This is a genomic window from Pseudomonas sp. NFX71 (assembly GCF_048079215.1).
GTDB lineage: Bacteria > Pseudomonadota > Gammaproteobacteria > Pseudomonadales > Pseudomonadaceae > Aquipseudomonas > Aquipseudomonas fluorescens_B.
In genome coordinates this window covers 3,553,301-3,579,233 of record NZ_CP182230.1, presented here as the reverse complement: position 1 = coordinate 3,579,233, position 25,933 = coordinate 3,553,301, and the positions used below count along the sequence as shown (strand labels likewise).

General features: G+C 60.2%; 18 protein-coding genes and 1 pseudogene. 8 read left to right on the top strand and 11 right to left on the bottom strand.

Features of this window, described 5'->3' with window-relative positions:
- Positions 1 to 13: 13 nt before the first annotated feature.
- The 3 genes from ACM1ZW_RS16505 to ACM1ZW_RS16495 form a co-directional block, all read right to left on the bottom strand.
- The gene (locus ACM1ZW_RS16505; RefSeq protein WP_017337037.1) at positions 14 to 880 is read right to left on the bottom strand and encodes a carboxylate/amino acid/amine transporter; all 867 of its coding nucleotides are present in this window, start codon (positions 878 to 880) and stop codon (positions 14 to 16) included.
- A 265-nt stretch (positions 881 to 1,145) separates the two neighbouring features.
- Positions 1,146 to 1,745 (bottom strand): FMN-dependent NADH-azoreductase, encoded by a 600-nt coding sequence (locus ACM1ZW_RS16500; RefSeq protein ID WP_414879623.1) that lies wholly within the window; start codon positions 1,743 to 1,745, stop codon positions 1,146 to 1,148.
- Between the two features lie 164 nt (positions 1,746 to 1,909).
- Positions 1,910 to 2,224 carry a hypothetical protein gene (locus ACM1ZW_RS16495; protein WP_017337035.1) on the bottom strand — a complete coding sequence of 105 codons (315 nt, stop codon included), beginning with the start codon at positions 2,222 to 2,224 and terminating at the stop codon, positions 1,910 to 1,912.
- Positions 2,225 to 2,273: 49 nt separating this feature from the next.
- On the opposite strand from ACM1ZW_RS16495, the gene ACM1ZW_RS16490 reads away from it, so the two are divergent.
- The 5 genes and pseudogenes from ACM1ZW_RS16490 to aqpZ all read left to right on the top strand — a co-directional run bounded on the left by ACM1ZW_RS16490 (position 2,274) and on the right by aqpZ (position 7,436).
- Positions 2,274 to 3,197: a LysR family transcriptional regulator gene (locus ACM1ZW_RS16490; RefSeq protein ID WP_017337034.1), complete on the top strand. Its 924-nt coding sequence runs from the start codon at positions 2,274 to 2,276 to the stop codon at positions 3,195 to 3,197.
- 14 nt (positions 3,198 to 3,211) lie between these two features.
- Positions 3,212 to 4,017: pseudogene (locus ACM1ZW_RS16485) on the top strand (alpha/beta fold hydrolase).
- Between the two features lie 3 nt (positions 4,018 to 4,020).
- On the top strand, positions 4,021 to 4,578 hold the full coding sequence (locus ACM1ZW_RS16480) for a peptidylprolyl isomerase A (RefSeq protein WP_017337032.1): 558 nt from the start codon (positions 4,021 to 4,023) through the stop codon (positions 4,576 to 4,578).
- A gap of 91 nt (positions 4,579 to 4,669) precedes the next feature.
- Entirely contained in the window at positions 4,670 to 6,502 is a 1,833-nt protein-coding gene (locus tag ACM1ZW_RS16475) for an ABC transporter ATP-binding protein (protein WP_017337031.1), read from the top strand.
- 238 nt (positions 6,503 to 6,740) lie between these two features.
- Positions 6,741 to 7,436 (top strand): aquaporin Z, encoded by a 696-nt coding sequence (aqpZ, locus tag ACM1ZW_RS16470; RefSeq protein ID WP_017337030.1) that lies wholly within the window; start codon positions 6,741 to 6,743, stop codon positions 7,434 to 7,436.
- A gap of 16 nt (positions 7,437 to 7,452) precedes the next feature.
- On the opposite strand, the gene ACM1ZW_RS16465 is transcribed toward aqpZ, so the two are convergent.
- Positions 7,453 to 8,577 (bottom strand): GNAT family N-acetyltransferase, encoded by a 1,125-nt coding sequence (locus ACM1ZW_RS16465; protein ID WP_416738910.1) that lies wholly within the window; start codon positions 8,575 to 8,577, stop codon positions 7,453 to 7,455.
- Positions 8,578 to 8,862: 285 nt separating this feature from the next.
- Between ACM1ZW_RS16465 and ACM1ZW_RS16460 the strand changes: the two genes are divergently transcribed.
- Positions 8,863 to 10,179, top strand: a complete 1,317-nt coding sequence (locus ACM1ZW_RS16460; RefSeq protein WP_017337028.1) for a putative porin — start codon at positions 8,863 to 8,865, stop codon at positions 10,177 to 10,179.
- A gap of 197 nt (positions 10,180 to 10,376) precedes the next feature.
- Here the strand turns inward: ACM1ZW_RS16460 and ACM1ZW_RS16455 are convergent, their stop codons facing one another.
- The 3 genes from ACM1ZW_RS16455 to aceK form a co-directional block, all read right to left on the bottom strand.
- Positions 10,377 to 11,498 carry a beta-ketoacyl-ACP synthase III gene (locus ACM1ZW_RS16455; protein ID WP_416738909.1) on the bottom strand — a complete coding sequence of 374 codons (1,122 nt, stop codon included), beginning with the start codon at positions 11,496 to 11,498 and terminating at the stop codon, positions 10,377 to 10,379.
- Between the two features lie 378 nt (positions 11,499 to 11,876).
- The gene (gene hrpA / locus ACM1ZW_RS16450) at positions 11,877 to 15,788 is read right to left on the bottom strand and encodes an ATP-dependent RNA helicase HrpA (RefSeq protein WP_414879620.1); all 3,912 of its coding nucleotides are present in this window, start codon (positions 15,786 to 15,788) and stop codon (positions 11,877 to 11,879) included.
- 188 nt (positions 15,789 to 15,976) lie between these two features.
- The gene (gene aceK, locus ACM1ZW_RS16445; RefSeq protein ID WP_416738908.1) at positions 15,977 to 17,695 is read right to left on the bottom strand and encodes a bifunctional isocitrate dehydrogenase kinase/phosphatase; all 1,719 of its coding nucleotides are present in this window, start codon (positions 17,693 to 17,695) and stop codon (positions 15,977 to 15,979) included.
- 411 nt (positions 17,696 to 18,106) lie between these two features.
- Between aceK and ACM1ZW_RS16440 the strand changes: the two genes are divergently transcribed.
- Together ACM1ZW_RS16440 and ACM1ZW_RS16435 are read left to right on the top strand one after the other, a co-directional pair.
- Entirely contained in the window at positions 18,107 to 19,732 is a 1,626-nt protein-coding gene (locus ACM1ZW_RS16440) for a methyl-accepting chemotaxis protein (RefSeq protein ID WP_416738907.1), read from the top strand.
- Between the two features lie 175 nt (positions 19,733 to 19,907).
- The gene (locus ACM1ZW_RS16435; RefSeq protein WP_017337023.1) at positions 19,908 to 20,816 is read left to right on the top strand and encodes a DMT family transporter; all 909 of its coding nucleotides are present in this window, start codon (positions 19,908 to 19,910) and stop codon (positions 20,814 to 20,816) included.
- Positions 20,817 to 20,875: 59 nt separating this feature from the next.
- Here ACM1ZW_RS16435 and ACM1ZW_RS16430 read toward each other — a convergent pair whose 3' ends face one another.
- The 4 genes from ACM1ZW_RS16430 to ACM1ZW_RS16415 form a co-directional block, all read right to left on the bottom strand.
- A complete protein-coding gene (locus ACM1ZW_RS16430; protein ID WP_416738906.1) occupies positions 20,876 to 22,456 on the bottom strand; it encodes an aldehyde dehydrogenase (NADP(+)) in 1,581 nt (526 codons plus the stop codon).
- A 43-nt stretch (positions 22,457 to 22,499) separates the two neighbouring features.
- The gene (gene araD1 / locus ACM1ZW_RS16425; RefSeq protein WP_416738905.1) at positions 22,500 to 23,495 is read right to left on the bottom strand and encodes an AraD1 family protein; all 996 of its coding nucleotides are present in this window, start codon (positions 23,493 to 23,495) and stop codon (positions 22,500 to 22,502) included.
- Between the two features lie 30 nt (positions 23,496 to 23,525).
- Positions 23,526 to 24,701, bottom strand: a complete 1,176-nt coding sequence (locus ACM1ZW_RS16420; protein ID WP_017337020.1) for an L-rhamnonate dehydratase — start codon at positions 24,699 to 24,701, stop codon at positions 23,526 to 23,528.
- A 223-nt stretch (positions 24,702 to 24,924) separates the two neighbouring features.
- Positions 24,925 to 25,887 carry an IS110 family transposase gene (locus ACM1ZW_RS16415; RefSeq protein WP_017341458.1) on the bottom strand — a complete coding sequence of 321 codons (963 nt, stop codon included), beginning with the start codon at positions 25,885 to 25,887 and terminating at the stop codon, positions 24,925 to 24,927.
- Positions 25,888 to 25,933 lie beyond the last annotated feature (46 nt).

Below are 25,933 nucleotides of genomic sequence, written 5' to 3'. Positions count from 1 at the left end.
CTCCCACAAGGGTTTAGTGCGCGACTGCCGGTTGGCGTATACCCAACCGGCTAATCCACACCGCCATCAAAATCACCGAACCACCCAAAAACAAGCGCCCCAGCTCTTCATGCTGATTCCAGATCAGCAGATTGATCAGCAGCCCCACCGGCACATGCAGGTTGTTCATCACCGCCAGCGTCCCGCCATTCACCAGGCACGCGCCCTTGTTCCACCAGTACAACCCCAACGCGGTCGAGACCAGGCCGAGGAACACCAGCACGCCCCATTGCAGCGGTGCTTCGGGCAGGAAATTCTGTTTGCCGAACAGCAGAAAGGCCGGCAACGCCACCGCCAATGCGCCGAGATAGAAAAAACCGAAGCGCCGGTAATGCGGCAGATCGCTCGGATGACGCGCCACCAGATGCTTATAAAGCACCTGCCCGGCGGCGTAGGTGAAGTTGGCCAGTTGCAGCAGCAGGAATCCCATGAAGAAATCCGGGTTGATCCGGTCAAAGCGGATCACCGCTGCGCCGAGCACTGCCACCAGCGCTGCGACCAGCGCCCATGGATTGAAGCGCCGGTTCAGCGCATCTTCAATCAACGTCACATGCAGTGGCGTGAGGATGGTGAACAGCAAGACTTCCGGCACCGTCAGCACCCGGAAGCTCAGGTACAGGCAGACGTAGGTCACGCCAAACTGCAACGCGCCGATCAGCAGCATGCCGCGCATGAACGCCGGTTCGACCGAACGCCAGCGCGTCAGCGGAATAAACACCAAACCCGCCAGCAACACCCGCACCAGCACTGCGAAGTAACTGTCGACATGACCGGCCAGGTATTCGCCGATCAGACTGAAGGAAAACGCCTGGATCAGCGTGACAAAAAGTAGATAGCCCATGCTCGCCTCGTTTTGAATGGCGGCGACGATAGCGGGTTTTGCCGGCGATCGCGAGAACACACATAAACCTGCGGGCAAGCCCGCACACAGGGATCTGTGCCCCCCCATCAAACCGCAGACAAAAAAAAGCCCGATCTCGCTAAAGCGTTCAATCGGGCTACAGCACTCAGGAGCAACAAGTGCAAAGGGAGGTCGATGCGCGTACAGGCTTGAAGGGTTGCGCCAGGTCACTAGACCATCCAGCGATTATCTGGCGATTAACGGGTCAGGCGACCTGGGAAAGCTTGGCGTTGGCCTGGTTCAGTCCCTTCTCCTGGAAGTCGCCGCCCAGATTCATGCCTTCGGCATGGATGAAGGTCACATCGTGAATGCCGATGAAGCCCATGACCTGGCGCAGGTAGGGTTCCTGATGATCCGCGGTGCTACCGGCGTAGATCCCGCCGCGAGCGGTCAACACGTAAGCGCGCTTGCCACTGAGCAGGCCTTGCGGGCCGGTCTCGGTGTACTTGAAGGTCACGCCGGCACGCAGCACGTGGTCGAGCCAGGCTTTCAGCGTGCTCGGGATCGCGAAGTTGTACATGGGAGCGGCCATGACCAGCACGTCAGCGGCCAGCAATTCATCGGTCAACTGGTTGGAGCGCTCCAGGGAAGCCTGTTCGATGTCGCTGCGCTGCTCGGCGGGTTTCATCCAGCCGCCCAACAGGTTGATGTCCAGGTGCGGCACCGGATTGACAGCCAGGTCACGCACGGTGATCTGATCGTTGGGGTGGGCGGCTTTCCACTGGTTGATGAAGGTCTGGGTCAGTTGACGGGACACCGAGTCTTGCTGACGGGCGCTGCTTTCGATGATCAGAACGCGGGACATGGGATGTAGGCTCCATCTGAGAATGCTGTAAGTCGATGGAGTGAAGGTTAAACAGAGTCATATCGATGAAAAAGCGCAAATAATTGCTATAACCCATCAATAAATTCGTTTATAAGCTGGATACACCCTGAGGGAGCTGGCTCGCTCCCTCAGGATTTTGGTGCTTATTTCGGGGTGCAGGTCAGATTGATGCGCATCTTGATGATGGTCCGGTTGAACTTGGCGGTGGCATTTTTGTGCTTGCCGGCAGCCACTTCGATATTGCGGGTGCGCGGCGCTTCCGGACCGTTATTGAAAACCACCTTACAGACTGCATCGGTGCTGCCGTAGTTGTTCACCTGAATGGAGGCGATGTCGGTATCCGTGTCATACGTGTTGTAGTCGATGCTCAAGCCGTTCAACTGTTTTTGTACGTCGATCGGGTAAGCAAAGGCAGTCAGCGGCAGCATCGCCAACACCACACAACAGAATTTTTTCATTCGGCAGTCTCCAATAAGGACTGCCAGCTTAGGACAAGAGGAGCTCAACATGAAAGCGCCCCGCGTGACCCTTGATCAATGGCGAACGCTGCAGGCCGTGGTCGACCACGGCGGTTTCGCCCAGGCCGCCGAAGCGCTGCACCGCTCGCAATCGTCAGTCAGCTACACCGTGGCGCGCATGCAGGACCAGCTCGGTGTGCCGTTGCTGCGCATCGACGGCCGCAAAGCCGTGCTGACCGAAGCCGGGGGCGTGTTGCTGCGCCGCTCGCGCCAACTGGTGAAACAGGCCAGCCAACTGGAAGACCTGGCGCATCACATGGAGCAAGGCTGGGAAGCGGAAGTGCGGCTGGTGGTCGACGCAGCCTACCCGAGTGCCCGCCTCGTCCGCGCCCTGACCGCGTTCATGCCGCAAAGCCGCGGCTGCCGGGTGCGGCTGCGCGAAGAAGTGTTGTCGGGCGTGGAGGAAGTCCTGCTCGAAGGTGTGGCCGACCTGGCAATCACCGGCTTCAGCATTCCCGGTTACCTGGGCGCGGAATTGAGCGACGTCGAATTCGTCGCCGTCGCCCACCCCGAACACGCCCTGCACCGCCTGAACCGCGAACTGAATTTCCAGGACCTGGAAAGCCAGATGCAAGTGGTGATCCGCGACTCCGGCCGTCAACAGCCACGGGATGTCGGCTGGCTCGGCGCCGAACAGCGCTGGACCGTCGGCAGCCTCGCCACCGCCGCGACATTTGTCGGCAGCGGGCTGGGTTTCGCCTGGTTGCCCCGGCACATGATCGAACGCGAACTGAAGGAAGGGACGCTCAAGCTGCTACCGTTGGACCAGGGCGGCAGCCGTAACCCGAGCTTCTACCTGTATTCGAACAAGGACAAACCGCTGGGCCCGGCGACACAGATCCTCATCGAACTGCTGCGCACGTTCGACACCGCGCCGCTGGATGCGCCCTTCGCCGCCCCTGAACAAGCCTGACACGGAGTGAACCCATGGCCTATTTCGAACACGAAGGTTGCAACCTGCACTACGAGGAATATGGCCACGGCACGCCGTTGCTGCTGGTCCACGGGCTGGGTTCCAGTACCTTGGACTGGGAAAAGCAGATCCCGGCGCTGTCCGCCCGCTACCGAGTGATCGTGCCGGATGTACGCGGCCACGGTCGCTCGGACAAACCCCGCGAGCGATACAGCATCGCCGGATTCAGCGCCGACCTGGTCGCCTTGATCGAGCATTTGAACCTTGGCCCGACGCATTATGTGGGCCTGTCGATGGGCGGCATGATCGGCTTTCAACTGGCGGTGGATCAGCCGCAACTGCTCAAAAGCCTGTGCATCGTCAACAGCGCGCCCGAGGTCAAATTGCGCAGTCGCGACGATTATTGGCAGTGGTTCAAGCGCTGGAGCCTGATGCGCGCGCTCAGTCTGGGCGCCATTGGCAAAGCCTTGGGCGCCAAGCTATTCCCGAAACCGGAGCAGGCCGAATTGCGTCAAAAGATGGCCGAACGCTGGGCAAAAAACGACAAACATGCTTATCTCGCCAGCTTCGACGCGATCATTGGCTGGGGCGTTCAGGAACGACTTTCCAGAGTGTCCTGTCCAACCCTCATCGTCAGCGCCGACCGTGACTACACACCGGTGTCGCTGAAGGAGACTTACGTAAAACTGCTGCCTGATGCGCGGCTGGTGGTAATCGCCGATTCGCGTCACGCCACCCCGCTGGATCAACCCGAACACTTCAACCAAACCCTGCTCGAGTTTCTCACTGCAGTCGACACCACTACACTCAGGATCACTGACCCATGCTGAAAAAAATCGCCCTCGTCGCTGGCTCCGTTCTGTTTGCCGCCAACCTGATGGCCGCCACGCCCGCCAAGGCACCGCACGTCCTGCTGGAAACCACCAACGGTCAGATCGAAATCGAACTGGACCCGGTCAAGGCGCCGATCAGTACCAAGAACTTTCTTGAGTACGTCGACAGCGGTTTCTACAACAACACGATTTTTCACCGCGTGATTCCGGGCTTTATGGTCCAGGGCGGTGGTTTCACCCAACAAATGCAGCAAAAAGAAACCAAGGCACCGATCAAGAACGAGTCCAAAAACGGCCTGCATAACGTGCGTGGCACGCTGTCCATGGCCCGTACCTCCGTGCCGGATTCGGCCACCAGCCAGTTCTTTATCAACGTCAAGGACAACGACTTCCTGGACCAGGGCGATGGCTATGCTGTCTTCGGTAAAGTCGTGAAAGGCATGGATGTCGTGGACGTCATCGTCAACTCGCAAACCACCACCCGTGGCGGCATGAAAGATGTGCCTGCCGATCCTGTGTTCATCAAGTCGGCCAAGCGCATCGACTAAGTCCAAAACGCACAGGGAGTGTTGAGCGGCCGCCGGTATCCGGCGCCGTTCAAATCGTTTAAAGGAGAGCCCGCACGCGGGCGGAGAACAAATGCTTTATCGCCGTTTTGAAAAACTGATCGACATATTCCGTGACGCCCCGACGGCGGCTCCGCCCGATCGTGTTCTCCCCTTCTATACCTATTACCTGAAGCAAGTCTGGCCAATGTTTGCGGTGTTGCTGATCGTCGGCCTGTTCGGTGCGCTGATCGAGGTGGCGCTGTTCAGCTACCTGAGTCGCATCATCGATTTGACTCAAGGCACACCCAACGTCGACTTCTTCAAGATCCACGGCGTGGAACTGGCCTGGATGGCAGTGGTTGCGCTGATTCTGCGTCCGCTGTTTCTCGCCTTGCATGACATGCTGGTGCACCAGACCCTGAGCCCGAGCATGACCAGCATGATCCGCTGGCAGAATCACAGCTACGTGCTCAAGCAGAGCCTGAATTTCTTCCAGAACGACTTCGCCGGGCGCATCGCCCAACGCATCATGCAAACCGGCAACTCGCTGCGCGATTCGGCCGTGCAAGCGGTGGACGCGCTGTGGCATGTGCTGATTTACGCGATCAGTTCGCTGGTGCTGTTCGCCGAAGCCGACTGGCGCCTGATGATCCCGTTGTTGACCTGGATCGCCGCCTACATCGGCGCCCTCTGCTACTTCGTGCCACGGGTGAAAGAACGCTCCGTGGTGTCTTCGGATGCGCGTTCCAAACTCATGGGGCGGATCGTCGACGGCTATACCAACATCACCACGCTGAAGCTGTTCGCCCACACCAACTTCGAACAGCAATACGCCAAGGAAGCCATCGAAGAACAGACCGTAAAAGCCCAGCTGGCCGGCCGCGTGGTCACCAGCATGGACGTGGTCATCACCAGCATGAACGGCTTGCTGATCGTCACCACCACCGGCCTGGCGTTGTGGCTGTGGACCCAGTCGCTGATCACCGTTGGCGCCATCGCCCTGGCCACCGGCCTGGTGATCAGGATCGTCAACATGTCTGGCTGGATCATGTGGGTGGTCACCGGCATTTTCGAAAATATCGGCATGGTCCAGGACGGTTTGCAGACCATCTCGCAACCGGTCAGCGTCACCGACCGTGAAGCGGCAAAACCGTTGGCCGTTACCCGTGGTGAAGTGCGCTTCGAGCACGTGGATTTTCACTATGGCAAGAAAAGCGGGATCATCGGCGACCTCAACCTGACGATCAAACCCGGTGAGAAAATCGGCTTGATCGGCCCGTCCGGCGCCGGCAAATCGACCCTGGTCAACCTGCTGTTGCGCCTCTATGACGTGCAGGGCGGGCAAATCCTGATCGACGGCCAGAACATCGCTGACGTCGCTCAGGAGAGCCTGCGCGAGCGCATCGGCATGATCACCCAGGACACGTCGCTGCTGCATCGATCGATCCGCGACAACCTGCTTTACGGCAAACCCGATGCCACCGACGCCGAACTCTGGGAAGCGGTGCACAAAGCCCGTGCCGACGAGTTCATTCCGTTGCTGTCGGACGCCGAAGGGCGCACCGGGTTTGATGCGCATGTGGGTGAGCGCGGGGTGAAACTTTCTGGCGGCCAGCGTCAGCGGATCGCCATCGCACGGGTGCTGCTCAAGGATGCGCCGATCCTGATCATGGACGAAGCCACCTCCGCGCTGGACTCGGAAGTTGAAGCGGCGATCCAGGAAAGTCTCGAAACCCTGATGCAGGGTAAAACCGTGATTGCCATCGCCCACCGGCTTTCGACCATTGCGCGGATGGACCGGTTGGTGGTGCTTGAGAAAGGCCAGATTGCCGAGACGGGGACCCATGCTGAACTGCTGGCGCAGGGCGGGTTGTATGCGCGATTGTGGCAGCATCAGACTGGGGGGTTTGTCGGGATCGATTGAGGCTGTTTTGTTGGGTGAATATCCGTTACCAAAACAACGGATATGCCTCCAATCCCAAGCCAACCCAATAAACCGCCATACCCCACCAACCACAAGCTCTGGCACTTTCCCCATCCGCACTGGAATTCCAGAAAAACCCTGCTGTACTCACCCAAGGTCCTGAAGATGAACCTGTCGTAAACCCGCAGGATGCGTCACTCGATTCAGACTCGATAGCTCGCCTATCAAGGAAGATCTCATGTCTCTGTTCAAACGTTCAGTCACTGAGTTGTTAGGTACGTTCTGGCTGGTGTTGGGAGGTTGCGGCAGTGCGGTCCTGGCCGCGTCGTCTCCGCTGGGAATCGGCGTGCTCGGTGTGGCCATCGCGTTTGGCCTGACCGTGCTGACCATGGCCTTCGCCATCGGCCACATCTCCGGTTGCCATCTCAACCCCGCCGTATCAGTCGGTTTGTTCGTCGGTGGTCGTTTCCCGGCCAGGGAACTGCCGGCTTACATCGTTGCGCAAGTCATCGGCGGGATCATCGCCGCCGCGCTGATCTACTACATCGCCAATGGCAAGGAAGGCTTCGACCTCTCAGCAGGCCTGGCCTCCAACGGCTACGGCGAACACTCCCCCGGCAAATACTCGATGGCCGCAGGCTTTGTCTGTGAGCTGGTGATGACGGCGATGTTCGTGCTGATCATCCTCGGCGCCACCGATAAACGTGCACCCGCCGGGCTGGCACCGATCGCCATCGGCCTGGCCCTGACGCTGATCCACCTGATCTCGATCCCCATCACCAACACCTCGGTCAACCCGGCCCGCAGCACCGGCCCGGCACTGATTGTCGGCGGCTGGGCCATCGCGCAATTGTGGATGTTCTGGGTGGCGCCGCTGCTCGGTGCGGTGATCGGTGGCGTGACCTATCGATGGCTGGGCAAGGAAGGCACTTGAGCCCAACGGAGAAGGATCAGCCTTGCCGATAAGGCAAGGCGGTCCTCGCTTCCTCGGCATACGCCAGCACGCCGAGACGTTCCTGCTGCAGGAAGTCCTTTACCGCCGCTTTCAGGCCGGGATGACGCAAGTAGTGCCAGGAATGGGTGATCACCGGTTCAAACCCGCGAATCAATTTGTGTTCACCCTGAGCACCGGCATCGAAACGCTGATAGCCGTTGGCAATCGCGTAGTCCATGCCTTGATAGAAACACGTCTCGAAGTGCAGCCGGTCGAACTCCGCCAGACAGCCCCAGTAACGGCCGTAAAAACTGTCGCCACCGACGAGGCTGAAGGCCATGGCCACCGGGCGTGAGCCTTGTCTGGCCAGCACCACGCGAATGGACTCCGGCATGCGTTCGGCCAACAGGCTGAAAAATTCCCGCGTCAGATAAGGTCGTTGCCGACGCACTGCGTAGGTGTTGGCGTAACAGGCGTAAACGAAATCCCACTGCGCCTGATCCAGTTGCCGGCCCTCCAGCCATTCGAATTCGAAGCCCTGCCCCGCCACCTGCTCGCGTTCTTTGCGCATCTGCTTGCGTTTGCGTGAACTGAGGGCGTCGAGGAAGTCCTGAAAATCCCGATATCCGCGATTCTGCCAGTGGTACTGACAGCCGATGCGTTGCAGCCAGCCAGGGTGTTCGGCCAGTGCCGCGTCGGTGAACGGGTCCGTGAAGTTGATGTGAGCGCTGGAGAGCTCTTCGATCTCAAGGTAGCCGGGCAAACTCTTCAGCAGTTCGAAACCGTCTTCAACCGTGGCGGCCAGCAAACGCGGGCCGCTGACCGGGCTGAAGGGCACGGCAGTCAGCAGTTTGGGGTAATAGTCGATGCCGGCACGCTCGCATGCATCGGCCCAGGCGTGATCGAACACGTACTCGCCGTAGGAGTGCCATTTGCGGTAGCTGGGCAGCGCGGCGATCAACCGATCACCTTCCATATGCAGCAAATGCTCGGGCTGCCACCCGGAATGCGGACCGACGCTGCCGCTGTCCTCCAGTGCGCTGAGAAAGGCATGACGCAGAAACGGCTGATCATCCGGCACCAGGGCATCCCAGGTGTGCGGCGCTATATCGGACAGACTTTCCAGACGTTGCAACGGCATCACTTCCTTCCCCACTTCTTGGCGTAAAAGCCTCGCGAGTATCGCCTATAGCGTCGCAATCCACACCCGCGATTCGCCGACAGAGCCCGGAATAGAAAGTTCATTCCGATTTTGTATCGTCATCGAGACGCCATCACATTGCCACTGCTTTGTCATAAACCATCGCGATACTGGCGCCTGTTTTTAGAGCGCCGGGTTATAGCACCCGGCCACTGTTTTCCGTCCCTTTGCGGCCGGTTGTGCCCCGGATGGCTCAGTCATCCCCTCTCATCTTCGGAGATTGATATGCGTCTTGCTTCCACGAAAACTGCGGCGGCCCTGTGTGGCGGCCTGCTGCTGGCCATGAGTGTTCCGGCCAGCGCCGCAGTCGACGGCAAACTGCTCGACATGCTGAAGGCTAACGGTTCGATTACCAATGCGCAGTACAGCGAACTGCAAGCCGAACTGGCCCGGGATCAGAAAGAACAGCAAATCGCCCGTCAGGCTCAACAAGAGACCAACGAGCAGATCGCGGCTACCGCGAAGAAAACCGAAGCACTGAGCACCTTCGACCAGAAGCTGGCGTGGGCTGCCAAGACCCAGTTCAAGGGTGACGTGCGTTTCCGTCAGGAGACGGTCAAGAACGATGGCGTATCGAACACCGGCGACCAGGATCGTCAACGTATCCGTGTCCGCCTGGGTGCCTACACGGCAATCAACCCGCAAGTGGACACTGGCATCCGTATCGCCACTGGCAGCGACAACGACTCTCGTTCCACCAACCAGAGCCTGGATGGCAACTTCACCAAGAAGGATATCTGGCTGGACCAGGGTTACGTCGACTACCACCCTGATGCCATCAAGAACCTGCACCTCGTTGGCGGCAAGATGCCACAGCAATGGGTGAGCATGGGCGACATCATCTGGGATAGCGACATCAGCCCGGAAGGTCTGGCACTGACTTACAAATACCCGCTGGGCGGCAGCACCGAGCTGTTCGGCAGCGCCGGCCACTACACCCTCAAGGACAACGTCGACGGCGAAGGCAAGCAGTTCCGTCACGACCTGCGTCTGTACGCAGGCCAGTTGGGCGCTCGTTTCGCGATCACTGACAACCTGAAAATGACCCTGGGTGGCAGTCTCTACGCTTACGACAACGACAACGACATCAACAACACCTGTGCGGCTAACACCTGCCGCCTGGCCATTAACGGCAACACGGCGAACGAGCAGTTCAAACTGTACGAAGGCTTTGGTCAGCTCGACATCGGCGGCCTGCCAATGCCGCTGTCGATCTACGGTCAAGTCGTCAACAACGACGATGCCAGCAACGATCAGGACATGGGCTGGCTGGCCGGTGTCAAGACCAACGTCTTCGGCTTCGGCGTGGACTACAACTATCGCGACGTACAGCGTAACGCGGTGGTCGGCGCCTTCACCGACTCCGACTTCGCCAACGGTTTCACCGGTTCGCGCGGCAGCAAGTTGAAAGTGAGCTACGAGATCGACAAGAACTTCGCCCTTGGCGCGACCTACTTCATGGCTGATTCCGACTACACCAACGCCACGCTGCGGGACTCGAAAATCAACACCCTGCAACTGGATGCTGAAGCCAAGTTCTGATCCCGGCTACACGGCCCGGGCAAGGAAGCCCGGACTGCTTTTACAAACTCGCGTTGCAGTATCGGTCCCCATCATCCGTCCGATACTGCAACGCGAGTTTTTTTGTGCAAAAAAAAGATCGCAGCCTGCGGCAGCTCCTGCATGGGATTACGTAACCCAGTAGGAGCTGCCGCAGGCTGCGATCTTTTAAAGCGAACTCAGCGCTTGCGCAGAATCACGCTGCCAATCGAGTAACCGGCGCCAAACGAGCTGAGCACGGCCAGCGAACCGGCGGCCAGATCGTCCTGGTTCTTGTGAAACGCAATCACCGAACCGGCGGAGCTGGTGTTGGCGTAGGTGTCGAGAATCACCGGCGCTTCTTCTTCGGTGGCTTCGCGACCCAGCAGTTTCCTGACGATCAAGTGGTTCATGCTGAGGTTGGCCTGGTGCAGCCAGAAGCGCTTCACGTCGCCAACATTGAGCTGGTTCTCTTCCAGGTGCGCACCGATCAGCTCGGCAACCATCGGGCAGACTTCCTTGAACACCTTGCGGCCTTCCTGCACGAACAGTTTGTCCCTGGCGCCGATGCCCTCTTCCGCCGCGCGGTTGAGGAAGCCGAAGTTATTGCGGATGTTGTTGGAGAACTTGGTCAGCAATTTGGTGCTGACCACGTCGAACTGGAACTGGGACGTTGCCAGGTCGGCGCGCTCGATGATCACCGCGGTGGCCGCGTCGCCGAAGATGAAGTGGCTGTCGCGGTCACGGAAGTTCAGGTGTCCGGTGCAGACTTCCGGGTTGACCATCAGGACGGCCCGGGCCTGGCCCAGTTGCACGCTGTTGGCGGCCGCCTGAATACCGAAAGTCGCCGAGGAGCAGGCGACGTTCATGTCGAAACCGAAACCCTGGATGCCCAGCGCTTCCTGGACTTCGATGGCGATGGCCGGGTACGCGCGTTGCAGGTTGGAGCAGGCAACGATCACGCCGTCGATGTCGGCGGCGGTTTTGCCGGCGCGCTGCAAGGCTTGTTCGGCCGCGCCGATGGCCATCTGGCAGAGGACCGACCACTCGTCGTTCGAGCGCTCCGGCAGGCGTGGCGCCATGCGTTGCGGGTCAAGAATGCCGTCCTTGTCCATGACGAAGCGGCTTTTGATGCCGGAAGCTTTTTCGATAAACGCTGCGTTGGACTCGGTCAACGCTTCGATTTCGCCACGGGCGATGGCATCGGCGTTGTCGGCGTTGAACTGCGCGACGTAAGCGTTGAAAGACTGCACCAGCTCTTCATTGGAAATGCTGTTGGCCGGGGTGTACAGGCCGGTGCCGCTGATGACGACGTTATGCATGGTCGTTTCTCTAATCTGTTCAGGCAGAAAGCATTGGCACCGACGTACCAATACACAAAGGGTCTGTTCCCGTGAGAGGAATCAAACCTGGCATCGCTTTATTCCGTTCCGCCCGAACCTGTGGAGGCTCAAAACCGCGGGGCCGGCGTTTATAGGCGCGAAGTTTGCCATAAACGTTGGGTTTTGGCGCCTTTTGCGAAGTAGCGGCGTATCTCTGTCAGCCTTTTGTGGCGAGGGGATTTATCCCCGTTCGGCTGCGAAGCAGTCGCAAAACCAGCGCACTCGGTGTAACTGATACATCGAGTGCGCTGATTTCAGGGCGGCTTCGCTACCCAACGGGGATAAATCCCCTCGCCACAAAGTCCTCTCCCACAGGGCCTACGGTTCGACCTGGGTCCATTGTTTGTTCAGGCGCTTGTCGGATATCGGCACTTTGGTCCCCAACTGTTGGGCAAACAGCGAAACCCGGTATTCCTCCAGCCACCAGCGGTACAGCTCAAGCTGCGGATCGCGCTTGCCTTCCTGGGCGTGTTTGCTGGCGCGGGCCTGGTATTGGGTCCAGAGACCGGACAACTCGCCACTCCACACCCGGTCCTTCTGCACCTGCGCCCCGAGTTTCTCGAAGCGTTGCTCGATGGCTTTCAGGTAACGCGGCAGTTCCTTGAGCCACTGCATCGGCGTTTCGCGGACAAAACCCGGATACACCAAATGACTGAGCTGCTGCTTGATGTCATTCAGGGCCACGGCCTGCGCCAGATCGATCTTGCCCTTGAAGCGTTTTTGCAGGCCGTGCCAGAGCTTCAGAATCTCCAGCGTCAATTTGGCCAGCCGCTCGGCGTGCTCGGTCCAGCCGCCGCGTTTGCGCTCGGCCAACGCCGCCAGCCCGGCGCCATCACGCGGCAGCGGGTCTTCGCCGTCGAGGATACAACTGTCGAGACTGGCCAGCAGAATGTCTTCCACCAGACTGTCGACGCGCCCCATGTCGCGGTACATCAAACCCAGTTCGGTCAGCCCCGGCAACTTGCCGCGCAGGAATTTCGCCGGCTCGGCCAGCTGTTGCATGAGCAAGCGCTGCAAGGCACGGCGATGCTGGAACTCGGCTTCGGCCGGCGTCGAGAACCGCCCTTCCTTGACCGTGCCGGCCTCTTCCACCAGCGCCGGATACACCGTCATCGACAGCCCGGCAATCTTCTGTTGGGTTTTTTCCGCCACCGCCGCGAAGACTTTCGCCTCCACCGGCTGCTGACTTTTCGCCGTTTGCGGAACGGCCAAAGCCGCCTGGCTCGCTTCAGCGAATCGTGCGGTCAGTTCCGCCAGATCCCGTCCTTCGCCCAGGAACTTGCCCTGGCCATCGACGATTTCCAGGTTCATCCGCAAATGGCTTTCGACTTGCTGCGCCGCTTCGGCCCAGGCTTCATCACTGACCCGCGCCCCCGTCATGCGCAGCAGTTCGCGACCCAGCGCCTGAGGCAACGAGCCCTCGGCAAAGGTCATGCGCTGCAACGCGGCTTTGACGAAGTCCGGCACCGGCACGAAATTCTTGCGCAGCGCCTTGGGCAGGTTGCGCACCAGCGCGATGCACTTGGCCTCGATCACACCCGGCACCAGCCACTCCAGACGCTCCGGCGGCAACATCGGCAACAGTGGCGCCGGCACCCGCAGCGTCACGCCATCACGCGGATGGTTCGGTTCGAAGTGGTAACTCAATGACAGTTCCAGATCACCAATGTGCAAGGTGTCCGGGTAATGTGCGGCGGTGACTTCACTGGCCTCGCGGGCCAGCACGTCTTCTTCGCGCATGATCAACAGCTGCGGATCTTTCTGGCTGTTGACCCGGTACCAGCTGTCGAACGTCGCGGTCTGATGAATCTCCGCCGGCAGCCGTGCGTCGTAGAAGGCGAACAGGGTTTCTTCGTCGGCCAGAATGTCGCGGCGACGGGCCTTGGCTTCCAGTTCGTCGAGTTGTTCCAGCAGTTGTTTGTTGGCGGTCAGGCATTTGGCCTTTGACTGAATCTCGCCACGCACCAGCCCTTCACGAATGAACAACTCGCGGGAGACCACCGGATCGACCGGCCCGTAATGCACCGGCCGGCGACCGACCACGATCAGCCCGAACAAGGTGATCTGCTCGAACGCAACGACCTGTCCGCGCTTCTTCTCCCAATGGGGTTCGAAGTGGTTTTTCTTGATCAGGTGCCCGGCGAGCGGCTCGATCCAGTCGGCGTCGATCTTGGCGACCATGCGCGCGTAGAGCTTGGTGGTTTCCACCAGTTCGGCGGTCATCAGCCATTGCGGACGCTTCTTGCCGAGACCCGATGACGGGTGAATCCAGAAACGCCGTTGACGGGCGCCGAGGTAATCGCCGTCCTCGGTTTTCTGCCCGATCTGGCTGAGCAATCCGGACAGCACGGCTTTGTGCAGTTTCGGGTAATCCGCCGGCTCTTTGTTGAGGCTCAACTGCATGTCGCGGCAGATCAGGCTCAATTGACGATGAGAGTCGCGCCACTCACGCAGTCGCAGGTAATTCAGGAAGTTCTTACGGCACCAGTTACGCAGCGGACTCGCCGTCAGCGCCTGGCGCTGCTCTTCAAAACCACGCCACAGATTGACCAGCCCGGCGAAGTCCGAGTCCACGTCTTTCCATTGGGCGTGGGCCTGATCCGCCGCTTGTTGACGCTCCGGCGGACGTTCGCGCGGGTCCTGGATCGACATGGCGCTGGCGACGATCAGCACTTCCTGCAAGCTGCCGAGTTTCGCCGCTTCCAGCAACATGCGGCCCATGCGCGGGTCCACCGGCAGCCGCGCCAATTGGCGACCGAGCGGAGTGAGCTGGCTGTTGCGGTCCACCGCCGAGAGTTCTTGCAGCAGATTAAAACCGTCGCTGATGGCCTTGCCATCCGGCGGCTCGATAAACGGGAAATCGGTGATTTCGCCGAGGCGCAGATGGAGCATCTGCAAAATCACCGCCGCGAGGTTGGTCCGCAGGATTTCCGGGTCGGTAAATTCGGGGCGACCGAGGAAATCTTCTTCACTGAACAACCGCACGCAGATGCCCGGTTCGACCCGCCCGCAACGGCCTTTACGCTGGTTGGCGCTGGCCTGGGAAATCGCTTCGATGGGCAGGCGCTGGACCTTGGCGCGGTAGCTGTAACGGCTGATGCGCGCGGTGCCGCTGTCGATCACGTAACGAATGCCCGGCACGGTCAGCGAAGTTTCCGCGACGTTGGTCGCCAGGACCACGCGACGCCCCGGGTGCGACTGGAAAATCCGCTGCTGTTCGGCCGGCGAAAGCCGTGCGTACAGCGGCAGGATTTCGGTGTGCTTGAGCTGGGCTTTGCGCAGCATGTCGGCGGCGTCGCGAATCTCGCGTTCGCCGGGCAGGAACACCAGCACATCGCCAGGGCTCTTGCGTTCGCTGCGTTCGAACGCGGCGATTTCGTCGAGGGTGGCGAGAATCGCCTGGTCCACGGTCAGATCGTCTTCGACGCGGTTGCCCTCTTCGTCCTGTTCCAGGGTCAGCGGGCGGTACCAGGTTTCCACCGGGAAGGTGCGACCGGAGACCTCGACAATCGGTGCATCGTCGAAGTGCTTGGAGAAGCGCTCCAGGTCGATGGTCGCCGACGTGATAATGACCTTCAGGTCCGGACGACGGGGCAGCAGGGTTTTCAGGTAACCGAGCAGGAAGTCGATGTTGAGGCTGCGCTCGTGGGCTTCGTCGACGATGATCGTGTCGTAGCGCTCGAGGTAACGGTCGTTCTGTGTTTCCGCCAGCAGGATGCCGTCGGTCATCAGTTTGATCAGGGTATTGGAATCGCTCTGATCCTCGAACCGTACCTGATAGCCGACCAGCGCACCCAGCGGCGTCGCCAATTCTTCAGCAACCCGGCTCGCGACGCTGCGGGCGGCGATTCGACGCGGTTGGGTGTGGCCGATCAGGCCATGTTGACCGCGACCGATTTCCAGGCAGATTTTCGGCAACTGGGTGGTTTTACCCGAACCGGTTTCGCCGGCAATGATCAGCACCTGATGCTTGAGCAACGCTTCCTTGATTTCGTCGCGCTTGGCGGCGATCGGCAGGCTGTCGTCGTAACGAATCACCGGCAGGCTGGCACGCCGCGCCAGCACCTGATCACAGGACGCCTGCATACGCGTCACCCACTGGGCCAGCTTGGCCTCGTCGGGCTTCTTGCGCAGCTCAAGCAACTGCCGCCGCAGCCGGTGGCGGTCGGCAAGCATGGCGTGATCGAGGTTTTTCAGCAGTTTGTCGATGGAAGGCGATTCGTCAGTCATCAGGTACGCAATAAGTCGTCTAGTGGCGCAGGGGGCGGATTGTCGCAGATTTTACGACCGCTGCGCGGCCGAATCGCGAGCAGGCTCGCTCCCACACGGGCTCTGCGGCGCCCCCAGAATCGGCGGCACCGCGTTCAAAAGTGGGAGCGAGCCAGCTCGCGATTCGGCTGCGCAGCGGACGCAGAGAACTACTCGTTATCCAGGCCCTTGCGTCGATACGGGAACACATCGATTATTTTGCCGCCACGAATCGCCTCTTGCAGGCTCTTCCAGTAATCGGCGTTGTACAACTCGCCATGCAACTGATCGAACAAGCGTCGCTGACCGGAATCGGCGAACAGGAACGGCGGAAACTCCTCGGGGAACACATCCAGCGGCCCGATCGAATACCAGGGTTCGGACGCCATCTCATCTTCCGGCGTGCGCGGTTGCGGGATGTGGCGGAAGTTCGCTTCGGTCAGGAAGCAGATCTCGTCGTAGTCATAAAACACCACGCGACCGTGACGGGTGACGCCGAAGTTTTTCAGCAGCATGTCGCCGGGAAAGATGTTCGCCGCCGCCAGTTGCTTGATCGCCAGACCGTAATCTTCCAGCGCTTCGCGCACCTGCGCCTCGTTGGCGTTTTCCAGGTAGAGGTTCAACGGCGTCATCCGCCGCTCGGTCCAGCAGTGGCGGATCAACACCGTGTCGCCCTCCACCGAAACGGTGGACGCGGCCACCTCCAGCAATTCTTCCAGGCACGCCGGGTCGAACTTGCTCAGCGGGAAACGGAAATCGGCAAACTCCTGGGTATCGGCCATGCGCCCGACGCGGTCGACACTTTTAACCAGTCGGTACTTCTCGATCACCGTCGCGCGGTCGACGTTTTTCGACGGCGAGAAACGGTCCTTGATGATTTTGAATACGGTGTTGAACCCCGGCAGGGTGAACACGCTCATGACCATGCCGCGCACACCGGGGGCCATGATGAACTGGTCGTCGGTGTTGGCCAGGTGGTTGATCAGCGCCCGATAGAACTCGGATTTACCGTGCTTGTAGAAACCGATCGAGGTGTACAGCTCGGCGATGTGTTTGCCCGGCAGAATGCGCCTCAGGAAACCGATGAACTCCGCCGGTACCGGCACGTCGACCATGAAGTACGAACGGGTGAACGAGAAGATGATCGACACATCGGCTTCATCGGTGATCAACGCATCGATCTGAATCCCCCGCCCTTCGCGGTGCAGCAGCGGAATCACCAGCGGCCACTGCTCGTCCCGGGTGTAGATGCGCCCCACCAGGTACGCGCCCTTGTTGCGGTAAAGCACCGAGGAAAACAGTTCGACGCTCAGTTCCGGGTCTTTGCACACCCAGTCCGGCAGGTTCTCGCGCAGTTGCGCTTCGAGACGATGCAGATCACCCGCCAGGTCGGCGTAATCCTCGCTGAAGCGGTAGTCGGCAAAAATGCTCGCCAGCATGTCGGACAGCTTGCCCTGGGGCTTGTAGGTACGGGTCTGTGCGGCGCGTGCCCGCCGCAGGCTCGGCCGGGTGGTGTGGATGAACATGCAGCCGTCGCTGATCAGGTCATGACTGAACAGCCCGCAGAAGATCGAGTTGTACCAGGTCTCGGACAGCTCATCGTCGAAGCGCAGGTCGATCAGGCTGATGTAGGCGCTTTTGACCAGTGGCCAACAGCTGACATCCAGCGTGTCGGCGTCGAACGCGACGTGCAGGCGCTCGACCGTTTCGCTGACTTTCTCTTCGTAGAGGTTGATCCGCGCCGCCGAGGCGACTTGCGCCTCCTGCCACTTGGCCTGCTCGAAGCGCGCTCGGGCACCATCGGTGATTTGCCGGAAATGCTCGCGGTAATCGTCAAAGCCATCGAGGATCATTCGGGCGATGTCGGCGGCTGGCCATTGCTGCGGCATGGTGAGACCTCTGCGGGAATTCGGAAGGCCTGAGCTTAGCCAGTGAACCGGGTGCAGGAGAAGCCTAATTTCGGTCCGACAACGAATGAATCACTCGGGAGCACAGTTTTTTCAGACTTTTTTTAATTGACCGTTCGGTCAGTAATCAACCTTGATAGTCATCCTCTCTGCACTTAATCGATTCACCTACAGCCCTCTGATTATCAGGCGTTCGGATCCAATCCACGCTCAGGCCAATCGCCAGACGCCGGGTATTCCGCTTTTTCCCTGAAGCCAGCCAATCGAAAAACGCATGCGGATTGGTCTTACCAAAATGATGGCACTTTGATATATAGCTCGCTCTCACCCGCCTAAAAACAAGATCCTCGGTCCACGAGGGCTACCTCCCAAAATGCCCAAGGAGCACTTTAGATGCCGATAAGGAACATGCGCATAGGTTTGCGCGCGAGCTTGAGTTTTGCCGTATTGGCCAGTCTTCTGGTAGTGGTCGGGCTGTTCGGACTGGGCCAGATGGCGACCCTGCGCGAAAGTGCGGCGGTCATCGAGGAGTCGTGGATGCCGAGCATCGAGAGCATCCATGACAGCGCGGCCAACATCGCCACCCTCCGTCTCGAATCGTTGCGGCTGATCGCCAACAGCCAGAGCGCCGTGCGGGAAAAGAGCAAAGGCATTCTCAGCGCCCAACGCCAGGAGCTGCTCAAGCGCCTCGATGACCACAAGACGATGCTGTCCAGTGATCAGGAACGGGTGATGCTCGACAGTCTGAACGCGGCCGTGGCCAAGTACCTGGCGATCCTCGACCAGATCCTCGCGCAGATCGATGCGGGCCAGAATGACCAGGCCTACGCCCGCCTCAACAATGAACTGGCCCCTCAGGGCAGCGTGCTGGATAAATCCCTGGAGGCGATGATCAGTTTCAATCAGCAAGGCGCCGATGCCGCCGCGGACGCAGCCGCGTTGATGTACCAGCGTGCGCAATGGGTCGTCGGCGCAATCATCGTCGCCGCGCTGTTCGCCACATTGCTCCTGGCCTGGCTGCTGACGCGCAGCATCACCGCGCCGATCAACCAGGCCCTGAACGTTGCACGCCGGATTGCCTCGGGCGACCTCAGCGCACCGATAGACATCAGCGGCAAGGACGAAGCCGCGCAATTGCTCAACGCCCTCGACGAGATGCAAGGCAACCTGCGCACCACCATTCGCGGCATCAGCGACTCGGCGCGGCAACTGGCGTCGGCTGCCGAGGAAATGAGCTCGGTGATGGAGGAAAGTACCCGAGGCCTGCAACAACAGAACGACCAGATCGAGATGGCCGCCACCGCGGTCACCGAGATGAGCACTGCGGTGGACGAAGTCGCCGCGAACGCCGTGTCCAGCGCCGAAGCTTCCCAGGCGTCGAACGAGGACAGCAAGCACGGGCACGTGCAGGTCAGTGAAACCATCAACTCGATTCAGGGACTGGTCAGCGAAGTGCTCAGCGCGTCGGAACAAGCCGAGGGGTTGGCGGTTCAGGCGCAGGACATCAGTAAAGTCCTGGAAGTGATTCGCGCAATCGCCGGGCAGACCAACCTGCTGGCGCTCAACGCGGCCATCGAAGCCGCTCGCGCCGGTGAAGCCGGACGGGGCTTTGCGGTGGTGGCCGATGAAGTGCGTTCGCTGGCGCAACGCACTCAGAACTCCACCGAAGAAATCGAGCTGATGATCAACAATATCCAGCAAGGTACCGGGGCCACGGTCATCGCGTTGCAAAGCAGCGCCGAACATGCCAGCCAGACCTTGCGCCGGGCCAACGGCGCGGGCCAGGCCCTGGAGAAAATCACCGCGTCGATCTCGCAGATCAACGAGCGCAACCTGGTCATCGCCAGCGCGGCCGAGCAGCAGGCGCTGGTGGCCCGGGAAGTCGATCAGAACCTGGTGAACATTCGCGACCTCTCGACCCAGACCGCCGCAGGTGCCACCCAGACTTCCGCCGCCAGCCAGGAATTGTCGCGGCTGGCGGTCGACCTCAACGGGCTGGTCACTCGCTTTCAACTATAACGGTGGCGAGGGAGCTTGCTCGCGCTTGAGTGCACAGCGCTCACCGGTTTGCGGAGCCGTTGCGCGGCCCGGCGGGAGCAAGCTCCCTCGCCACAAGAATTGAGTGCCGGTTTTTCGGTTGCCATAGGCAAGGCTCTCGGCAACACTCTCGTCCCCATCAAGGAAGGAGTGCGTCGTGAGCCCTGTCGATATCGTTCGTTTACTGTCGCTGGCGGCCATCTGGGGCGCGAGTTTCCTGTTCATGCGCATCATTGCCCCGGTGATCGGCTCGATTCCCACGGCGTTTTTTCGCGTGTCGATTGCGGCGGCGGGGTTGCTGGTGATTCTCGGGTTGATGCGTATCAGCTGGGATTTCAAGGGCAAGTTGAAAACGGTGATGCTGCTCGGGGTGATCAACTCCGGGATCCCGGCGACCCTCTATTCCGTGGCGGCCCAGGTGCTTCCGGCCGGTTACTCGGCCATCTTCAACGCCACCACGCCATTGATGGGCGTATTGATTGGCGGTCTGTTCTTCAGTGAACGACTCACCGCCGCCAAGCTGGGCGGGGTGTTCCTCGGTCTGTTCGGCGTCGGCATCCTGACCCGTGCAGGCCCGGTGGCGTTCGACCTGCAACTGCTGATGGGCGCCCTCGCCTGCCTGCTCGCCACCACCTGTTATGGCTTCGCCGGCTTCCTTGCCCGCCGCTGGCTCGATCAGGCGGGTGGTCTCGACAGTCGTCTTTCGGCAGTGGGCAGTATGCTTGGCGCGACATTATTCCTGTTGCCGCTGTTCGGTTACAGCGTGATCAGCCAGCCGCCGGCGAGCTGGGGCGGCTGGAGTGTCTGGCTGTCGTTGCTGGGGTTGGGGCTGGTATGTACCGCGTTGGCGTACATTATTTACTTCCGCCTGCTCAGCTCGGTCGGGCCGGTAAAGTCGATGACCACGACCTTCCTGATTCCGCCGTTCGGGGTGTTATGGGGGGCGTTGTTGCTGGATGAGCCGCTGTCGATGGCGCACATTTATGGCGGAGTTTTGATTGCTGCAGCGTTGTGGTTGGTGTTGAAGACTTCGGTGAAGAAGGTTGCGGCGGTGGCTGCCAAGTGATTTGTGGTGATGCTGATGACGCCATCGCGGGCTTGCCCGCGAAGGCGCCTGCTCAGGCACTACAAAGCTGACTGACTCACCTCCCCATCCACCAGCCGCCGAATCCCCAGCGGATTCGCGTTTTGCAACGCCTCGGGCAACAACGCATCCGGATAATTCTGGAAGCACACCGGCCGCAGGAATCGATCAATCGCCAGCGTCCCCACCGACGTGCCCCGCGAATCCGACGTCGCCGGATACGGCCCGCCATGCACCATCGCCTCACACACCTCGACCCCGGTCGGATAGCCATTGAGCAAAATCCGCCCGACCTTTTCCTGCAGCGACTCGGCCAGCCAGCGGTATTCCAGCAGCTCCTCGGCCTCGCCGATCAGCGTTGCCGTCAGTTGCCCGCGCAAACCGTGCAGCGCGGCCGCGAGTTGCGCCTGGTCTTCGACTTCAATGACGATGGTGGTCGGCCCGAACACCTCTTCCTGAAGCAGTTCATCGCCCTTGAGCAACAGGCTGACATCCGCCCTGAACACCTGTGGCTGCGCCTGATTGCCCTGCTGCGGTTTGCCCGCCAGGTGCGTCAGTCCCGGCTGTTCGTGCAGTTCGCCCAGGCCTTTGCTGTAGCTGACGAGTGCGCCGGCGTTGAGCATGGTTTGCGCCGGTTGCTGGTTCATGCTGGCGCACAACGTTTCGAGGAAAGTGCTGAACTGCGGCGAGCGCAAACCGATGACCAGACCCGGATTGGTGCAGAACTGGCCACAACCCAGCGTCACCGAACCGGCGAGTTGCGCAGCGATCTGCTCGCCACGCACCTTGAGGGCTTCAGGCAACAGGAACACCGGGTTGATGCTCGACATCTCGGCAAACACCGGGATCGGTTGCGGCCGGGTCGCGGCCATGTGGCTCAGGGCATTGCCGCCCTTGAGCGAACCGGTGAAGCCCACCGCCTGGATCGCCGGATGCTTGACCAGCCACTCGCCAACACCACCGCCATAAATCATGTTGAACACCCCGGCCGGCATTTCGGTGCGCTCGGCTGCGCGGATGATCGCGTCCGCCACCCACTCGGCGGTCGCCATGTGCCCGCTGTGCGCCTTGAACACCACCGGGCAACCGGCGGCCAGCGCCGAGGCGGTATCACCACCCGCCGTCGAAAAGGCGAGCGGGAAGTTGCTGGCGCCAAACACCGCAACCGGGCCGATGGCGATGCGGTACTGGCGCAGATCCGGACGCGGCAACGGCTGACGATCCGGCAATGCGCGGTCAATCCGTGCGCCGTAGAAATCGCCGCGCCGCAGGACTTTGGCGAACAACCGCATCTGACCGCTGGTACGTCCGCGCTCACCCTGAATACGACCTGCCGGCAAGGCCGTTTCACGGCAGACAGTGGCGACGAACTCATCACCCAGCGCATCGATTTCATCGGCGATGGCGTCGAGGAAGGTCGCGCGTTTTTCCGCGCTCAGGTTGCGGTAGACCGGGTACGCCGCGGCGGCGGCTTTGGCGGCGGCATCCACTTCGGCTTCAGTGGCCTGGAAGAAGCGGCTGGGCAACGGTTCACCGGTGGTCGCGTCGAGACTTTGCAGCTGCAACGTACCGTTGGCGCTGCGACGACCGCCGATGTAGTTGTGTCCTGTAAGTGTGGTCATGAGTGATTCCTTGGCCGGCTGACAAGCGCCGGAGGTTGAAAGCTTAAAGCGAACGAACCTGGCCGATGGCCAACGGCCGGGCGCTTTCGCCGATGCCGTTTTCCAGCGGTGCGCCGAACGCATCGAGGCTGATCTGGAAGCGATCACCCGGTTGGGTTTTCACCCCGTCGGCAAATGACAGTGTGGCGGTGCCGAAGTAATGCACGTGGACATCGCCGGGCCGCAGAAACTGCGCGTACTTGAAGTGATGGAATTCGAGGTTGGCAAGGCTGTGGCACATGTTGTCTTCGCCGCTGAGAAACTCTTTTTCCCAGAGGGTTTCGCCGTTGCGGATGATGCGACTGGTGCCCGCCAGATGCCGGGGCAATTCACCGACGCGCAGTTCCGGACCGTAGGCGCAGAAACGCAATTTCGAGTGCGCGAGGTAGAGGTAATTGCGCCGCTCCATGACATGGTCGGAGAACTCGTTGCCCAGCGCATAACCGACGCGATATGGCAGGCCGTCGTCGCCGATCACGTAGAGGCCGGTCAGCTCAGGTTCCTCTCCGGCGTCTTCGGCAAACGGCGGCACCGGGAAGTCCGCGCCGGGGCGCACGACGATGCTGCCGTCGCCTTTGTAGAACCATTCCGGTTGCGCGCCGACCTGGCCGGCGGCAGGTTTTCCGCCCTCCAGGCCCCACTTGAAAATGCGCATGGTATCGGTCATGCCGGCTTCAACGGCGCCGTCCTGCTGGTGCATCTTGTCCCGTGCCGAGGCGCTGCCCAGATGGGTCAGGCCGGTGCCGCTGACCAGGCAATGGGCCAGGTCTTCGTGGTCCAGCGGCGGCAGGACCTGGCCCTGCTGCAACAGCTGCGCGTAATCCGGGCCAGGCTCGGTGCCGCGTGAAGCGACTTCTTCTTGCAGGCTGCGTTGGGCGCGGATCGCCGCGAGTGCCAGTTCACGGGTGCTGCGGGTGCCTTTCAGCACCTGGACCTGTGAGCCTTCGACAACGCCGACCTGGCGCTCACCGACAGAATTTTCAAATTGAATCAGGCGCATGACGGCCCTCCATAAAGTCGGGGATTGGGGTCACTCGATGATGTTGAAGTCGCTCAAATATTCATCGGAGATTTCCAGGCCCAAACCTGGCGTGTTGTCGTCGAGCTGGATGTAGCCGTTGACCGGTTGAGGCTCGCCCTTGAACACGTAATAGAAAAGTTCGTTGCCGACCTCGACATCGAACACCGGGAAGAACTCGGCCATCGGCGAGGCAGTGGTGGACATGGTCAGGTGATAGTTGTGCATCTGCCCGGCGTGGGGGATCACCGGCACCGACCAGGCTTCGGCCATGGCGTTGATCTTGCGCGCGGCGGTGATGCCACCGACGCGGTTGGTGTCGTACTGGATCACGTCGACGGCGCGGCGTTCGAGCAAGTCTTTGAAGCCGTAGGAAGTGAATTCATGCTCGCCGCCGGAGATCGGCATGATCCCCATTTTTTTCAGCTCGATGTAGCCCTCGATGTCGTCGGCAATCACCGGCTCTTCCAGCCATCGCGGTTCGAACTCGGCCAGTTTCGGCAACATGCGACGCGCATATTCGAGGGTCCAGCCCATGTAGCATTCGAGCATGATGTCGATGTCCGGGCCGGCCAGTTCACGCAGGGCGCGCACTTGTTCAATGTTCTTGCGCATGCCCGCCGGGCCGTCTTTCGGGCCGTAGCCGAAACGCATTTTCAGCGCGGTGAAACCCTGGTTCAGATAACCCTGGGCTTCTTCGAGAAACAGGTCGAGGTTGTCGTTGGCGTAGAGCTTGGAAGCGTAGGTCCAGATCTTTTCCTTGGTCCGCCCGCCAAGCAGCTTGAACACTGGCTTGTTGACCGCTTTGCCCATGATGTCCCAGATCGCGATGTCGATCGCCGAGATCGCCGCCATGCCGATGCCTTTGCGGCCCCAGGCGTGGCTCTGGCGGTACATCTTCTGCCAGATGTATTCGTTGTCGAACGGGTCTTCACCGATGGCGATCGGCGCCAGGTAAGTGTCGATGATTTCCTTGGCCACACGTGGCGCCAGCGCACAGTTGCCGATGCCGACGAGACCGGTGTCGGTCTCGACTTCCACCACCAGCCAGCCGTGGAAACGGAACGAGCCCATGGCGTCACCGCGCTCGAACAGGATGTCGCTGGCGTTCGTGCAGAAGTGCGCTTGAGGCGGGACGACTTTACCTTTCCACTCGAAAACGCGGGTACGGATTGCTTTGATTTTCATGGGTACGGATTCCTTGCGCTGCCGGCTTTTTGTAGTTGTTTGAGTCGTGTGCGCAGAGCCGTTCGGGTGATCGGCGCTGGTCATTCGATGGAGCGACTTTAGCCAGCGCTTGGGGGCGGCGGATAATCACTTATGCACATCCGTCGATAACCTGGGGTGATAGGAAAAAGCGGATATCCGTTAGATCGGGTTATCAGCCATCACAAAAAAAAGGTGGGAGATTCTATGTTTGGGGGGAACACCCAAACATAGAATTTGGCTTGTATTCGGTTTGGTTTTTCATCAGGGCAAACATCACTCTGGCCAGCTTGCGTGCCAGGATAACCAAGGCCTGAGTGCCTTTTAGACCTCTGGCCAGATAGCGTTCGTAGTACGGCTTCCAGGTCGGCGAACGGCTGGCAGCCATAGCGCTATTGTGAAACAAGCGCCGGAACTCCGAGTCCCCTCGTTTAGAGAGTCGACGCTTTTGATCCTTTTGTCCTGACTGCCTCACACGCGGATCCATGCCGAGGAAAGCGACGTACTCGTCGCTGTTGGCAAATTCCCCACGCATAAAAGCAGTGGCCGCTGCGGTGGCCGTCAGGAGCCCTACGCCCTCGATGGCCTGGCAACGCTTCACCTGATCATCAATCCCACCTTCCTCAGCAATTTCCTTGAGCGTTTTCTGAATCATCTTTTCGAACTGGGCAATGGCGGCCAGAAGCTGGTTGAAGTGCTCTTTCAGCAAGGATTCGTTTTTCCAGCTCTGCTTGAGTGCAACACAGGCCCGGACCAACTGAGCCCGACGGCGAAGCAGGCTTTTCATTTGAGTGTAAGCCTTCGGTGGCGGATTCCAGATCCTCAATCTGTCGGATTCGCGGCTCAAGTAACGGGCCAGCAGTTCGGCATCCAACGTATCTGTTTTCGCCCTCATGCCTATTCCATCGCGGTATTTGTTGAGGCGACTGCCATCGATGACGTAAACGTCATGGCCCATTTCATGGGCCATTTCCGTTGTATCAAGGTGATAGATATTGGTCGCTTCTAGCGCGATAGCGCTGTGCGCTGGCAGCGTCTTGAGCCATTGCTTCAAGGTTGATCGCTTGTTCGCGATATTTAGGGTCTTTTCCAGGTCGGATCGATAGATAACGATCTCGTCCTTCGCCACATCCACACCGACGACCACCTGCGAATCCAGGATTGTCATGGCACACCCTCCGAGCTAGGGTTTAGATACTTGACGGGGTTCACCG

Coding starts and splice junctions, on each gene's coding strand:
- ACM1ZW_RS16505 (WP_017337037.1), bottom strand. CDS start 880: ATGGGCTATCTACTTTTTGTCACGCTGATCCAGGCGTTTTCCTTCAGT.
- ACM1ZW_RS16500 (WP_414879623.1), bottom strand. CDS start 1,745: ATGTCCCGCGTTCTGATCATCGAAAGCAGCGCCCGTCAGCAAGACTCG.
- ACM1ZW_RS16495 (WP_017337035.1), bottom strand. CDS start 2,224: ATGAAAAAATTCTGTTGTGTGGTGTTGGCGATGCTGCCGCTGACTGCC.
- ACM1ZW_RS16490 (WP_017337034.1), top strand. CDS start 2,274: ATGAAAGCGCCCCGCGTGACCCTTGATCAATGGCGAACGCTGCAGGCC.
- ACM1ZW_RS16480 (WP_017337032.1), top strand. CDS start 4,021: ATGCTGAAAAAAATCGCCCTCGTCGCTGGCTCCGTTCTGTTTGCCGCC.
- ACM1ZW_RS16475 (WP_017337031.1), top strand. CDS start 4,670: ATGCTTTATCGCCGTTTTGAAAAACTGATCGACATATTCCGTGACGCC.
- aqpZ (WP_017337030.1), top strand. CDS start 6,741: ATGTCTCTGTTCAAACGTTCAGTCACTGAGTTGTTAGGTACGTTCTGG.
- ACM1ZW_RS16465 (WP_416738910.1), bottom strand. CDS start 8,577: ATGCCGTTGCAACGTCTGGAAAGTCTGTCCGATATAGCGCCGCACACC.
- ACM1ZW_RS16460 (WP_017337028.1), top strand. CDS start 8,863: ATGCGTCTTGCTTCCACGAAAACTGCGGCGGCCCTGTGTGGCGGCCTG.
- ACM1ZW_RS16455 (WP_416738909.1), bottom strand. CDS start 11,498: ATGCATAACGTCGTCATCAGCGGCACCGGCCTGTACACCCCGGCCAAC.
- hrpA (WP_414879620.1), bottom strand. CDS start 15,788: ATGACTGACGAATCGCCTTCCATCGACAAACTGCTGAAAAACCTCGAT.
- aceK (WP_416738908.1), bottom strand. CDS start 17,695: ATGCCGCAGCAATGGCCAGCCGCCGACATCGCCCGAATGATCCTCGAT.
- ACM1ZW_RS16440 (WP_416738907.1), top strand. CDS start 18,107: ATGCCGATAAGGAACATGCGCATAGGTTTGCGCGCGAGCTTGAGTTTT.
- ACM1ZW_RS16430 (WP_416738906.1), bottom strand. CDS start 22,456: ATGACCACACTTACAGGACACAACTACATCGGCGGTCGTCGCAGCGCC.
- araD1 (WP_416738905.1), bottom strand. CDS start 23,495: ATGCGCCTGATTCAATTTGAAAATTCTGTCGGTGAGCGCCAGGTCGGC.
- ACM1ZW_RS16420 (WP_017337020.1), bottom strand. CDS start 24,701: ATGAAAATCAAAGCAATCCGTACCCGCGTTTTCGAGTGGAAAGGTAAA.
- ACM1ZW_RS16415 (WP_017341458.1), bottom strand. CDS start 25,887: ATGACAATCCTGGATTCGCAGGTGGTCGTCGGTGTGGATGTGGCGAAG.